The 15,231-nt window shown below is 43.6% G+C and carries 5 protein-coding genes and 1 tRNA gene; 3 read left to right on the top strand and 3 right to left on the bottom strand.

Annotated elements, in window-relative coordinates; translation table 11 throughout:
- Positions 1–202 precede the first annotated feature (202 nt).
- Together ACEXOE_RS05315 and ACEXOE_RS05310 are read left to right on the top strand one after the other, a co-directional pair.
- Entirely contained in the window at positions 203–12,523 is a 12,321-nt protein-coding gene (locus ACEXOE_RS05315) for a T9SS type B sorting domain-containing protein (RefSeq protein ID WP_394747697.1), read from the top strand.
- Positions 12,524–12,728: 205 nt separating this feature from the next.
- Complete coding sequence (locus tag ACEXOE_RS05310) at positions 12,729–13,580, top strand: hypothetical protein (protein WP_394747696.1); 852 nt, start codon at positions 12,729–12,731, stop codon at positions 13,578–13,580.
- 79 nt (positions 13,581–13,659) lie between these two features.
- Here the strand turns inward: ACEXOE_RS05310 and ACEXOE_RS05305 are convergent, their stop codons facing one another.
- On the bottom strand, positions 13,660–13,824 hold the full coding sequence (locus ACEXOE_RS05305) for a helix-turn-helix transcriptional regulator (protein WP_394747695.1): 165 nt from the start codon (positions 13,822–13,824) through the stop codon (positions 13,660–13,662).
- A gap of 4 nt (positions 13,825–13,828) precedes the next feature.
- On the bottom strand, positions 13,829–14,362 hold the full coding sequence (locus ACEXOE_RS05300) for a cytochrome b (protein WP_394747694.1): 534 nt from the start codon (positions 14,360–14,362) through the stop codon (positions 13,829–13,831).
- A gap of 207 nt (positions 14,363–14,569) precedes the next feature.
- Here ACEXOE_RS05300 and ACEXOE_RS05295 point away from each other — a divergent pair, with 207 nt between their 5' ends.
- Positions 14,570–14,908: a winged helix-turn-helix transcriptional regulator gene (locus tag ACEXOE_RS05295; protein WP_394747693.1), complete on the top strand. Its 339-nt coding sequence runs from the start codon at positions 14,570–14,572 to the stop codon at positions 14,906–14,908.
- A gap of 163 nt (positions 14,909–15,071) precedes the next feature.
- On the opposite strand, the gene ACEXOE_RS05290 is transcribed toward ACEXOE_RS05295, so the two are convergent.
- Positions 15,072–15,145: transfer RNA gene (locus tag ACEXOE_RS05290), tRNA-Asn, on the bottom strand.
- Between the last annotated feature and the right edge of the window lie 86 nt (positions 15,146–15,231).

Here is a 15,231-nt window from a genome sequence, read left to right as displayed (position 1 = left end):
TTTTTAATTTTAATACGACTGGTATTTCTTCATAGCGGATTTTCGGAAAAGACCGCTATGAACTTCTTACGATCTTGCCGTTTTTCCGACAGGCTAAGGTTACCCACAAAATTGCCTTGTTTGACAACATATTATTGCTGAAGCCATTAAGTTGTATTTGTTTTGGAGTTCAAAGTAGCCAAATCTTATAAACGTTGAACCCATGATACGGAAATTGCTCTATTTGTTATTGGTAATAGGAGCCTGTTTTTCCAGCAATGCGCAATTGAGTGACCTACATTACCTTCCACCTTTAAAACAAGGTCGGAATAATCAGGCCATTCGTCAACAGGCTATTTATTTATCTACTCCAGAACCTACTACCTTTACGGTAAATGCATACCGGGGAACCAATCCCACCCCAGTGGCTACCTTCTCCATTTCTAATGTGAATCCGGCAGTGTATACGCTGGGGAACGGCGATAATAATATTACGCTGGTAAACAATAGCAATACCGGAATTGTACTCAATAATAGTGGACTGCGCTTTGAATCCCCTAGTGGAAATAGATTCTATGTGAATTACAGAGGGTATTCCTCGGCTCAAGCCGCTTCTCTGACCTCCAAAGGTCGCGTGGCTATGGGAACCCGTTTTAAATGGGGAGGTGTTCCCAATTTGGGAGCACACAGCTCCAAATCCAACACCTTGGGAATTATGGCAACGGAAGATAATACGGTTGTCAATGTTTTTGGTTATGACCCGGCATGTGAGTTCAGGCTGCAGAATAATGTTGGAGGCATTACGGCGGACACCTATCAAATTACCTTAAATGCGAATGAATCTTTTGTGTTTGAAGCGTATCTGGCCCAATCTCCGGCGCATCGGGATGGATGGATAGGAGCCTCAATTGTATCTGATAAGGATATCGTGATCAGCAATGGGTCCCTAAATTTTGGGAGACAGCAAAATTCTGGAAACCGTGATGCCGGAATCGATCAGCCGGTACCTGAAAATAGATTGGGAAAAGATTATGTATTTGTTCGGGGGAATGGCGGTACCAATGGCGCTACAGAATTTCCCTTGATTATTGCTACTGCAGATAACACCCAGATTTTTATTAATGGGTCTGCCACTCCGGTAGCCACAATCAACAATGGGGAATATTTTGAGGTTCCCAGCAGTTTTTATTCCTCCAATACCGTGGGTGCCAATATGTTTGTGCAAACCTCAAAAGATGTATACGCCTACCAATGTATGGCTGGTGCAAGTCAAGTATATACCCAAGGCCTTAATTTTGTAGCTCCCGTAAATTGTTTGCTTCCTGATGTTATGGATAATATTCCGGATATCAGAAATATGGCGGGGACGCTCGTAAATGGGGGTGTCACCATTATTGCTGCGGTAAATACACCGGATGCAAATATTGTGGTGAACGATGGAAGTGGTGTTGTGCCATTACCGGCTTCAGTACCGGTAGCGGGATCCACCGATTGGAAAACGTTTTTTATCCCGAATTTAAATGGAGATGTAAGTGTGCGATCTACCGGACCCATTGCCGTTGGATTTTTTGGATTTAATGGTGCAAGAGGTGTCGCAGGATATTTCTCAGGATTCGATACCGTGCCCGAAGTAAACTTGGAAATTAGAGGCGGAGGCGGTTGTTTTGCCGGAGCTTCTATTTTTGAGGCTACCGGAAATTTTGATGCCTATCAATGGTTTGGTGATGGCGTGCTTATTCCTGGCGCCAACGGACCGAGTTATACTCCTACCACTGCGGGAGATTATTTTGTTCGAGGAACCAAAGGACCCTGTACCTATGATTCACAACCTATTTCAGCCTATTATTGTGATCCTGATGTGGTCATCAATAAGACGGTGGACAAGGCAGAAATTATGGAAGGGGAGACGGCTACCTTCAGAATCCACGTTCGGAATTTAGGGATTGGTCCGGTGACCAACCTTCAAATCACCGATAATATACCAACGGGGCTTTCCCTAGTATCCAGCTTTACCATTTCGGGAACATGGAATGGGAATCTCTGGAATATTGGAAGGCTCAATGCAGGCGAAACTGCAGTTTTGGAATTGGAAGTTCGCGGCGATGAGATCGATACCTTGCCCTTATTGAGCCTAACAAATACCGTTACGAACACTCAAGATCAAATAGACAATAATATTACGGAAGACAATCTTTCTGCACATATCACCGTGCACAATGACTATGACAATGATGGAGTTAATGACAGTACAGATTTGGATGATGATAATGATGGTATTTATGATGAAGAAGAGTGCAATGGCTCAAGTTTTAATATTTCTGGAGGCATGGCACATATCAGTCCGCTGTCTAGTACGCCAAATCACCTTATCCTTGATATTTTCAGTCTGGACAACTCTTTAAACCTTCAAATCAATGGAACGGATATCGCAGGGGAAATTCAATTTCAAAATACCATAGGAAACCAAGCTAGGTTTTTGGATGGTACTACCTACGGGGAGAATGGAATAGCCCAGATATATACCTTATCCGGTTCTCCGGGAAGGCCGTTATTGCGTATAGTGATAGACGCCTTAGGGAACTTTGAACTTTTGGGGTCCAGAACTTCCAACGGCCCCTTGGAGCCTATGGTGCTCACCACTCCGGCTATTAGCTATGATTGGAGTTCTTCTGGAAACCATACGCTTACTGTGGGACAGGCCCTTACCGGACCCACCAATATGAGTGGCCTTCTATATACAGCGGCTTGTGATTTGGATACTGATGGTATTCCCAATCATTTAGACTTAGACAGTGATGGCGATGGCTGTAGCGATGCCAATGAGTTCTATAAAGACGCCAATGCCGATGGAGGCGATGGAGGGGTGTATGGAACAGGAGTGCCTATGGTAGATCCTACGGATGGTACAGTCACCACAGCATCTTATACTGCAGTGGTTGCTCCGGAAATCCTTTTGGGAAATACTTCTGAAGACTTGGGAGGCAACGATATCAATGGACAAGGCGTAAGCCTTGGACAAAGTTTTGAATACGTATTGCGGTTTCAAAATACGGGAGACGATAATGCCATAAATTATAGTATTCGGGATGTATTGCCCCATAATGTCACTTTGGACAATGTGGATACCTCGGACGCCATAGGGACGACTTATACTTACGATACAGCTACGCGGACCTTAAACTTTAGCATTCCAGATGCTTTGGTAGAAGTAGGAGATCCGGAATATAGTATTAGAATTGCTGTGACCATTGCATCGAGTTGTTCGGATTTTGTTGCCGCCTGCTCGTCCCAGTTGGAAAACTTAGCTTTTTCTACCTATCAAGGGACAACGAATCCCAATGTTTTTACCGATGAAAATGGATCCAATAGCATAACGGCTTGTCCCAGAACGCCAGAAGTGGCCCGGAATTCCATCCTGAATGATTTGACCAATTGTAATGAATCCAGAACCGTTCAACTTTGTGGTGATGATGTAGTATTGGCCGCCGGAGCGGGATTTGTTACCTATAATTGGGTGTTGGATACCAACGGGAATGGACAAGTGGATGCTGCGGATACGCCTTTGAACGATGGAGATCCAGACGGAGATCCCAGTACGTTGTTGGTCACTGTTGTTGGAGAATATATTGTGGAGAAATCTGCCAATGGAAGCTGTCCTGATCTCGTGGAACGAATTACTGTAGAGCGTTTTGGTGCAACACAAACCAATCCCATTGTAGACTATTTCAATCAAGTGAACAGTGATGTCAATCCAGATAATGATCTACAAGGAGAAATAGCTACCTGTCCTATAGATGGAGATATACTGCCCAAAATCTTTTTATGTGGCGCTAATGATGAAGCTACGATTCAATTGGGAATTACCGATGCCCAGAGTATTGTTTGGACCAAATTGGATGAGGCTAGTTGCTCGGATACCGGAGATGATTGTGCCAATAAAAATAGAAACTGTACCTGGAACACCGTGGCCAATGGTGATAATATTACCCTTAGGGAGGAAGGGGAGTACAGTGTTACGATCAACTACCAAAATGGATGCTTTAGCCGTTTTTATTTTAATGTGTTCAAAAACAATTTGGATATCGATGTAATCTCTTCAGACATCTTATGCAGTACTCCTGGAAACATACGTATTACCAATATAGGAGCTGACTATGGTTTTCAATTGATCGATATTTCAGATAATAGTGTGGTCGTTCCTTTTTCGGCGAACAATGGACCTAATTTTGATATCAACACCAATGGGACCTATAAAGTTCAGGTTACCCAATTAAGTCCTGTTGATGGAACTCCAATAGTAGGCAGCTGTATTTTTGAAACTGCTGATATTGGGATATTGGAGCGGGATTTTAGGGTGAACTTAAGCAGTACGCCGGCAGATTGCAATGACCTGGGAACCATTTCGGTCCAAGCATTGAATGCCCTCCCCAATTATAGTTATGAACTCCGGTTGGACGATGGAAGCAACGGGGGACAGGGATCTTTGGTGAGCAGTCAACCTGCATTGAATGACAATACCTATATCTTTTCCAATGTAAATCCGGAAAACTATATCGTGATTACCCGTACCCAGGATGGTTGTTTTGATCAGCAACAAATTACGGTATCGCGTATTCCCGATCTTAGTTTGGGTGCCGTAACGGCAGCAAATATCACTTGTACTGCGGGAATCGTAAACTTGACCCCTTCTGGAGGACAACCCAATCCGGTATACGAAATGGCCATTTGGAGTAAAGATGGTGTACCCTTATATCCCGATCAACCCAGCGTGCCCAATACAGCCTATCAGAGCACACCAAGCTTTTTGTTTGGATACCGTGGTACCCCGCCGACCTATTTTCCCAATGAAGAAGGAGATTATGTATTTATCGTTCGGGATGGGAGTGGGTGTTATGCTCTTTCCAATACCGTGCGCGTAGAAGATTTGGATGGGTTGTCCATTTCCGCATCCCATACCCCTATTGGCTGTGCAGATAGTGCTACGGCTTCTATGACCGTAGCGGTTACTGGAGGTACCGCACCTTATCAATACAGTTTGGATGGAGGACTTAGCTATCAGGCAGCAGCTACTTTCGTCAATCTTGCAGCAGGGCAATATACCATTACGGTAATGGATTCCAGTGGTAGTGGATCAACGGCCTGTGTAGAAAACTTTGACTATCAGATCGACCAACCTTTTAGGCTTACCGCTTCTTCTGCCATTGTTGAGGATGCTTCCTGTAATCCGAGCGGGGCTTTGGTAAAAATAATCAATGCGAATGGAGGTCAAGCTCCTTATCAGTATAGCTTTGATGGAGGGAGTAGTTTTACGGCCATCAATGAACAACGCCTATCGCCCGGAGATTACCAATTGGTGATTCAGGATGATTTGGGTTGTACTTTCCCAATGGATTTGAGCGTACCCAATGAAGTTCCGGATCCAAGTTTTACCACAAATGTTACCTATGATTGTGATGGTTTGGGTACAATTACGGCCATACCCTCCAATACTGCGGACTTTGGCTATTCTTATGCGCTCAACGGAAGTACTAATACCCCTTCGGATAATGCAATATTTACCAATGTGACCAACGGGACCCACAACCTGACCATAGGGTATAGCCCGATAAATACGCTGAGCCGAACCAATTTGTTCTACGAAGGTTTTGGTGCAGGGCCCACTACATCGATCGCTGAGATAGGACCGGGCTATTGTTATGAACCCCAAGATGGAACAATGACCAATTGTAATCTTGGACCGGCTGGAATTTTGGTCAACGGGGAGTATACGGTTACCAATGTGGTGACCAATCCCATTCCGCTTTGGAGAAATCCCAATGACCATACAGGGCTTACCGATGGAAGGTTTTTGGCCATTGCGGTAAGTACCTTGGCGGGAGATATGAACGTGCTTTGGGCGCGAAGAGGTATTGAAGTTTTGCCCAATAGAGAGATTAATCTTTCCCTTTGGGCCTATAACCTGTTGCGTACTACGGCTACGGGGAATAATCCCGAAATATTGATCGAACTGGTAGATGGTACCGGTACCGTAATTCAGCGTATCGCCACGGCGGAAATTCCTAAAAATTCCAATGCGGACGACTGGCATAATCGCCAGGTTGTTCTAAATCCTGGGGCAAATACTAGCGTGGATATTGTACTGCGCACCAATTTGAATAGTGATTTTGGGAATCACCTTATTTTAGATGATATAGAGGCCTACCAGCTTCCGGAAAGCTGTGAAAAAACCGTAGATATTGCCGTAGAAGTGGAAGATGCCCAAGAATTTAGGGCAACGGTCTTAGGAACCATAGCCCCAAGTTGTCCTGGAAATACTGATGGCGCCATACGTTTTGAAGTGGCCAATTTTGATGCTGCAACGGGCTTTGAATACTCTCTTGACGGAGGGGTAAATTGGATAAGTTCCTTGGTTTCACCTGTTACTACCACGGCAAATTTAGGAGATGGGGCCTACACTATTGATGTCAGACGAGTCAATGATACAACTTGTTCAACAAGCTTAACGGCAACGCTGAGCGAACCCGCGCCTATCGTACCCAGCTTAAGTCAGACCGCCGCATTTAGCTGTTTTACTACAGGAGGGACTTTGGAAGCTTCTGCCACTGGAGGTTCCCCAAGCTATGAATATCAGTTGGAAGATAGCTCCAACACCATAGTTGTAGCCTATCAATCCAATAGCACCTTCACCAATATTGCCGATGGGGATTATGTGGTTCGGGTGAGAGATCAAAATGGTTGTGAGGAAGTTTCCACGACTGCCGTGACCATTAACCCACCGGTTGCGATTGCCTTTGATGTAAGTGCTACCACCTGCTATGATGGACAAAACAATGCGAGCATTACCGTAACTGTAAATGCGGGGAATGGGAATTATAATTTTAGCCTTAATGGTGGGGCATGGGTCGCTCCAACGCCTGCGAGTTCCAATACCTATACCTTCAGTGGACTTTCAGATGGAAGTTATGATGTAGAGGTAACGGATGCCTTTGGCTGTACTTCCAATATAACTATTGTTGATATTCTGCCAAGATTAACGGCCCAAGTGGATGTTTTGAATGTCAGTGCCTGTGCCGATGGGAGTATCGATGTAAATGCTTCAGGAGGCGATGGGAATTTTGTATACGCCTTTGTCAATAATGGAACCACTGTTCAAGATAGCGACTTCGGATCGGCAAGTAGCTTAAGCATTACCAATGCCACGATTGGGGATTATGATGTTTATGTGAGAGACCATAGTGGTACTTCTCCCTATTGTCAATTTATGGAAACGGTTACTGTTTCCAGTAATCCTACCCTTGCCTTTACCGCTACGCCTACCGCAGCGGTCTGCTTTGGAGATCAAGGAAGTATTGACGTCAATATTAGTTCGGGATTGGCACCCTACACTTTTGAATTGATCGATTTGGATCATAGCGTATCCAATCAAATACAGTTTTTTGTGCTTTCGCCCACCAAAACTTATTTCAATCTAACACCGGGGAATTATAACGTTCGCATAACGGATTCCAGTGGTTGTTCGCAAACGATTAGCAATATTGAGGTGACCCAACCCGATGAATTGACGGCAACGGTTACCGGAGTTACTCCGGCTACCTGTACAGGAGATGTAAACGATTTTGGCTTTGAATTCAGTGGATATCCAACCACTTTGGGAACTATTGAATTTAGTGCCGATGGAGGCGCTACCTGGATCGGGGACAACAGTGTTCCCGGAACTACAGATCGGCTTACCGGCTATTTGTCCGGAGATACGGTCCAACCATCCATGCGAACCGTTGATGGTGCAGGGAACACCGTCTGTCAAACCGATCTTCCGCCCTTTATTATTCCTTTTCCTTTGGACGATCTGGATATCACGATTTCGGCCGTTGTGGTGAATTGTGATGAATTACGCGTACGGGTTCAGGGAAGTGAAGGCGTGGCTCCCTACGAATATGCCCTTTCCGACGATCCGGCCAATTTTGATATTGCCACGGCCACCTGGATTCTAGGAGGTGCTACGGATATCCTTGGAAATACGGTGCCGGCAGGACACGGAATGTATGAATGGGTAGGCCTTGTTCCTGGGAAGACCTATGTGTTCTATGTAAGGGACGATAACGGTTGTGTGCGCCAAAGTAATGTCAACGTAAATGATATTACCACAAATCCTATGGAAATTATTGCCACTGTACGGCCTTCCTGTAATGGGGCCAATAACGGTGAAATTACCTATACCATTACGGATACGGACGGAGTCACCGAACCCAATATGAATTGGACCCTATTTGATATCAATGATAATGTCGTTACTTCCAGTGGAGGAAATATTGCCTATACCAATACTGTGACAATTTCCAATTTGGCGGCGGGAGAATATTATATTGTAGTCACTCAGGTCGATGCCGGTGGCCTAACACAATGCTCCAGTGGTAGCGAAAATGATCTTTTGGAAGAATTGGATCCCATTACCGCGAACTTGAACAAAATTCAGGATATTAGTTGTGAGGCAGGGGGGATGATTGCCATAAACGCCATTCAAGGTGGAGGAGGAATGTATACCTATACCGTGACGGGTCCGGCTCCCTTTACCACAATAACAGGAACTACGGATAATCCCGTGGAAATCCCAGCGAACTCCCCTGCAGGAAATTACACGGTGGAAATCAGTGATCAATATGGTTGTTCCTATCCCTTGGGAAGTATTGCTTTGGATCTGTCCCCAAATCCTGTTATTTCCAGTGTGGTCGTCGATAATTGTACTAGCGCTCCCAGTGTTACGATCAATGCGACGAGTAGTGCTCCCCATATATTGTACTCTTTGGATGGGGGGACCACTTATGAAGATAATGCAGGTGTTTTTACCAATGTAAGCCCGGGGAATTATACAGTTTTTATTAGGGATGGCAATGGTTGTACAGCATCGAGCAGCATTGAAGTACATCCAAGCCTACAGGCAACGGCTGTTGTTGCTGAGAACTTGGGATGTGGTGCAGGTCAAGAAGCAGAACTCTTGTTAGAGGTGACTTCCGGTTCGGGAAGTTATGATTATGAAATTCAAGATACTTCCGGGACAGTGGTGGCCCGGCAAGCTTTGGTACCTCCACTAAGGGTGCCGATTACGGCGGCGGAAACCTATACGGTTTCCATTTATGATAACAATACGGCCAGCCCAGAATGTTTCCGAACCTTTAGTTTAGAAATACCGCCTGCAATTGTACCCGATTTTACAGCAATCCCCACAGCTATAAGTTGCTTTGGGAACACGGATGGCACTATCGTGGTGGCACAAGTCAATAATGGGAATAATCCTTTGACCTATAGCTTGATTCCGAACAATGGAAGTTTCAATGCCACGACCAATGCCTTTGAAAACCTCCCTGGAGGAACCTATGAAGTCATAGCGACAGGCCCTAATGGTTGTACCACTTCCATAAGTACTATTGTAGTGGATGAACCCAATGACATTAGTTTTGACCTTCCTACAGTGACCCCTTTTGGCTGTAGTAGCGGAAATACAACAAACAACGCAAGTATCAGCATCAATACGGCAAGTATCCTTGGCGGGAGTGGGAATTTTGTTCGCTTTGAATTTGAGGATGATGGTAGTGGTACGATCCTTCAAAATGGTTCCGATGCTACGTATATTTCTACCGATTTCAACGGTGGAGATATCCTTGTAAGGGTTTATGATGATACAGGTTGTAGTGCGCAAACACGGGTAAATATTCCGGCTTATGATCAATTGATCAATGCTTCTATAAGTATTGATGATGCGATAAGTTGTGGTAATCTGGGAGAAGATATTACCATTGATGTTACAGGAAGTATATCAAACTATACGTCCAATCCAACAAATTATGAATTTGCACTATTGTCCTCAGGTGTATTCCAGGCATCCAATCAGTTTGCCGACTTGGCCGTGGGGAACTATACTTTTGTGATTAGAAATGTAAATACGGCTTGTGAAATTACTATCGATCATGTGGTGGAAGAGCCCAATACCTTTGATGTCACCGTAGAAAAATTATCCGATGCCGTTTGTTTTGGAGACGATGGAACTATTCGCCTTCTGATGGCGGATGCCACGTATTCGGGCAGCTTCAGTTGGAACATTTACAATACCAATGGTACGCCAGCAGATCGCTCGGATGATGGAGCCCCTATTCTTATGGGAACTAGCCCTGATTTTGGCCCAACAATGGCCATAGCTGTCCCGGCCGGAAATTATGTGGTGGAAGTAACACAAGATTCCTTCCCCGCTTGTACACAATTACGAACCTTTAGCATTAGCACGCCCACCGCGGCTATTTCTCTTGCTCCCGTTACAACAATTGGTGTAGGCTGTACCAATGATCAAGGTAGTGCTACCCTTCAACCTCAGGGAGGCATGGCGCCCTATGATATTCAATGGACAAATACCAATACTGGAACATCAGGTACTATAAGCCAGGTGAATATGCATATTTTCCAAAACTTAGTGGCTGGGCAATATGATATTGAAGTGACGGATGCCCTGGGTTGTGTAAGGAATTTTGCCAATGCCTTTGAATTGCTCTTGCCAGATGCCATTTCGGGCAACATTACGGCGACAGCATTGAACTGTGAAGGCGATACGGATGCTTCGGTATCTATCACGCTAGACCCAAGGAATGTTAGTGCGGATTACCGATATATCCTGAATACCTATAGTGATGCTTTAGGCAGTGTTGTATTGCAGCAAACCGCTTCGCAACCTACTCCGACCTTTACGAATCTCGGTGCCGGTTTCTACAGCATTTCGGTCTTGGATGATATGGATTGTACTTTTGAATCTAATATTCTTGAAATTATCGATCCCGTTGCACCCGGTGGGTTCTTGTTGACATCCACTTTGTTGAGCTGCCAGGTGGCCGCAGAATTGGAATTGACAGCTACCGGTGGAACTGCTCCTTATATGTGGAGTGTGGATGGAGTTACTTTCAATGCGATGAATGAAATCAATGGCGCAAATACCCATTTGTTTCAGAATTTGGCGGCAGGAACCTATCAATATTATATCCGGGATAGTTTTAATTGTATTTCCACCCTATCCAATGAAATCACGATCGATCCCATAGAAAACTTGACGCTAACGCTGGATACTTCAGCAGCAGTCATCAATTGTCATGGAGAAAGCAGTGCGCTTATTGAAGCCACTGCGGCTGGTGGATTGGGAAATTACCAATACGGTCTCTTTGCAGATCAGAGCCTTAGCACGGAAATCAGACCGTATCAAAACCAGGGTATTTTTGCAGACTTACCGCATGGAACCTATTATGTTAGTGTACAGAGCGAAGATTGCCAAACCACATCGGTGGAAATTCTTATTGCAGAACCAGCACCCCTGGTAATAGATCCGCTGGTCACCAATATCAGTTGCCACGGAGGAGAAGATGGTAGCATTGTGCTGAATAGTCAAGGCGGATCGGGAAGCTATCAATATGCCATTTCCCCCAACCTGAATCAATTTGATGATGATTCGGTATTCGATGGCCTCAGCGCAGGAGATTATACCGTAATCGCCCAAGATAGTAATGGCTGTTTTGAAGTCTTTGATTTTACGATTACCGAACCTTCCCTATTGGAGATGGATCTTGTTTCAACCCCAGAGATATGCGCCGGAGATCAGGACGGTACTATAGACGTGATGATCACTGGAGGAACACCACCATACAGCACCAGTTTAAACAGCAATAATGATGCAGATTTTGTAACCGGAAGAGTGCGTTTTAACGCCTTGGCTTCTGGAAGTTATGTGGTATTTGTGCGTGATGCCATGGGGTGTGTTACCAATCAGCTAATCGATATTGAAGCGGGGGCCAATCTCAGTGCCCGTGTGGAAATGGTTTATGAATGTAGCGGGGATGTCCCAAACAATCGTATGGTACTTTCCTTGGAAGACGATAGTACATCTGCAGATTTGCTCTATGGCCTGGATACCGTGGATACTTCCAATATGGTCTTAGTTCCCGATTTTCAGAATTTAAGTCCGGGACAACATTTTGTTACCATTGCACATGCCAATGGATGCATCAATACGATCAACTTTGAAGTAGAAGATTTTGCACCATTGACATTAACACTGGAACAACGGGATTTCAATGAGATAACGGCCATAGCTTCAGGAGGGAAAACGGGCTATACCTATTATTTCAATGCTGTGGACAATGGAACGGACAACACCTATTATATTCGGGAAACAGGAACCTATACGGTGCGTGTTGTGGATGATAATGGTTGTGAAAGTACCGCTCAGATTTTTATGGAATTCATTGATATTGAAATTCCCAAATTCTTTACCCCCGATGGGGATGGTGTGAACGATTCTTGGATTCCCAGAAATATAGAGGCATATCCTAATATCTTTATTAACATTTTTGATCGTTATGGCCGAAGAGTCTATAAAATTGAGGATAATGCTGAAGGTTGGAATGGTCTATATAATGATGCCAATCTACCTACCGGAGACTATTGGTACTTGATTAAATTAAATGGGGCAGAGGACCGTCGGGAATTTATTGGAAGTTTTACCTTGTATAGATAACCCCCAAGAAAATAGTAAACAAATAGGCCTTCAGGAGTTTTATTCTTGAAGGCCTATGCTTTATGGGCTTAGCCTATCTCAAAGGAAAACTGGAAAAGGAAGAAGAATACAAGCAATGTTCCTATTTGTCCATTTTTATGCGTCTTCCGTGAATCTATATTTGTTGCCCTTATGGGGTAAAAAAAGAAAAGAAAAAGAAAAAACTATGAAAAATGTAAAATTGGCAGTTGTTGCTTTGGCAGCAATGTCCATCGCTTTCACATCCTGTGAGAGCGAAAGTTTGGAAAACGAATTAAATATTGAACAAGTAAGAACGACATCGGATGTAGATGCTTTTGTAAATATGAAAGCTTCTGACGGTCTTTCTTCCGTAAACGCAACGGCAAGGCTTACTACGGCCCCTACTAGTATTCAGGGATTGCGTGATGCAGGGATCAGCGTGTCCAGAGGGTTGGAATCGTTTATCGGTACCTTTAGGGGAAGTGATTTTGACAATTTGATCTTGGCCTCCGAATTGGCCATTTCAAATCCTAATCTATTGTTACGATTAGGCTTCTTTAGATCTGAAGTTACGGAACTAACGCGCATCAATCGGGAGTATCTCACGTTGTTGGACGAAATCAATAATGTCGGAAGGGAATTTGCTCCGGCCACCGGGCCATTGAACCGTGTTCGCAACCTGTCCGAATTGATCGGATCATGGGAAGTGCAAGGTTTCCGTACAGGAGCTGTACGAACAGGTAAGAATGCGTACGAACTAGCCGCAGATTTGAACAATATCAATAGGGATGCCGTACCATCGGGGTCCGTAAACGGTTTTGAAATTACGGAAACCGAATTTAGATATACGAACAATGGTGTGGTTGTAGATGTGTTTCCAATTACTAGAACAGAAAGCAATTTCTTGTTTGTAAGGGTAAACGGAAGGGAAGAACGTGTTTTCAACCTTCCACTTACGGGTCAGAACGGAAATCTTTTGGTCATTCCTTTTTTCACCGTAGAAGAAGGAGGAAGAGCAAGAGGGCGTGTGGCCAGCTATACGCTAGTGAGACAATAAAAAAATATAATATACTTTTTTGACCCATAAGGGAAAAGGGCTGTTTCTAAGGACAGTCCTTTTTTTGTTTTTGGGAGGATTAAAGGGACAATAAAAAATTGTAGATGTCCTGATCTTTGTCGATGCCCAGTTTCTTTTTTAAGCGATATTTTGAGGTCAATACACTTTGCGGTAATACATTGATTATCAACGCAATTTCTTTGGAGGATAGGTTCTTCAGATATGTATTTTTTATAGCAATCATCGTTCTACCAAAAAATCCTTCGAATTGTGTTTTCTTTTGTTATAATATAATGTTTGATCACGCCAATAACATGCATGACTAAAAGAACCATCATAATGATCGACATTATATTGTGACCTTGTAGTGGCATTACGTCATCTTTATTTAAAATTAAATCAGGATTGTCAGTAATAAGGGCTTCCCCATAACCCCCCAAAATCATCGCTCCTATTCCTGAAATGGATATTCCGAAAAGCAGGAAATAAAATGCATGATGTATCCAAACCGCTAAGATATCATTAAAGCGGGAGCCGGTTTTTAAATCTTCAGGTCTTGGAGCCTTAAAAAACAACCAACTTCTAATGATGGTCATGAGGAACACCAGTATTCCAAGTACGGCATGAATTTTTAGTAATCCCATCTTTTCATTTGGTGCGATATCTGCCATGTATTTTCCCATGGGAAATAATATTAAAATGAGTAATGCGGTAAGCCAATGCGTTATTATTGTCCCACTACCGAACTTCTTTGTGAGGTCGTTTTTGAATGCTTTTTCCATTTCTTTACATCTTCTAATGTCAATTTTCAAGGATTTAAGGTACTCTAGTATTCAAAATTGGACGAATTATCTTTGAATTATTTTAGTACCTTTTAAGGTACTATTTCTTTTGATTTTCTGATTTGAATTCTCTGGGGTTTAAATTAATTTAGTCCTCAAACAGGCCAATTATCGTCAAAGTATTTCAGTGCCTTTTAAAATACGATCATGACCGAGGAAGAAAGAAAAATAAGGATTAGGGATGTAACCGATGTTCTTGAGTTGATCGGAGGTAGATGGCGTGGGCCCATTTTATCCTACTTGTGTGGGGCACCTAAGCGTTTCTCCGAATTAAAGGATACTCTAGGGGCCATTACTCCTAGGATCTTGATCAAGGAATTGAGATACCTTGAAATTAATAAGATGGTGTATTCAGAAAAAAGTACCGTAGCAGGGAATTCTGTAGTTTACGGACTAACCGAGCACGGAGAAAGTATTGAATCTGTCATTGTAGCCATTCATCATTGGGCCAAAGAGCATAGAAAGTTAATGTTGACCGATTTATAGGGGTGGTCTATGATTTGGGGAGATGATGATAAACCCAAAAATTAATATGTAGCTCCCCCTATTGGGCTCCCTTCGGCTTCGCTCAGGATGAACTTCTCGCTAGAGGAACTTATAGTAAATAAAAAAGACCTTACAGTGTTGTAAAGTCTTTCTCCAATTTTTGCTCCCCCTCTTGGGCTCGAACCAAGGACCCTCTGATTAACAGTCAGATGCTCTAACCAACTGAGCTAAGGAGGAGTGTAAGTTGCTGCACTAGTTTACTAGCTAAGCGGGTGCAAATATAAATTGTATTTTTTTAATACCCAAAAGAAAAAAAGCGTTTT

Origin of the sequence: Spongiimicrobium salis (assembly GCF_043678055.1) — a bacterium.
Taxonomy (GTDB): Bacteria; Bacteroidota; Bacteroidia; order Flavobacteriales; family Flavobacteriaceae; genus Spongiimicrobium; species Spongiimicrobium salis.
The sequence above is the reverse complement of the archived record's forward strand: the minus strand, read 5'-3'. Positions and strand labels throughout refer to the sequence as shown.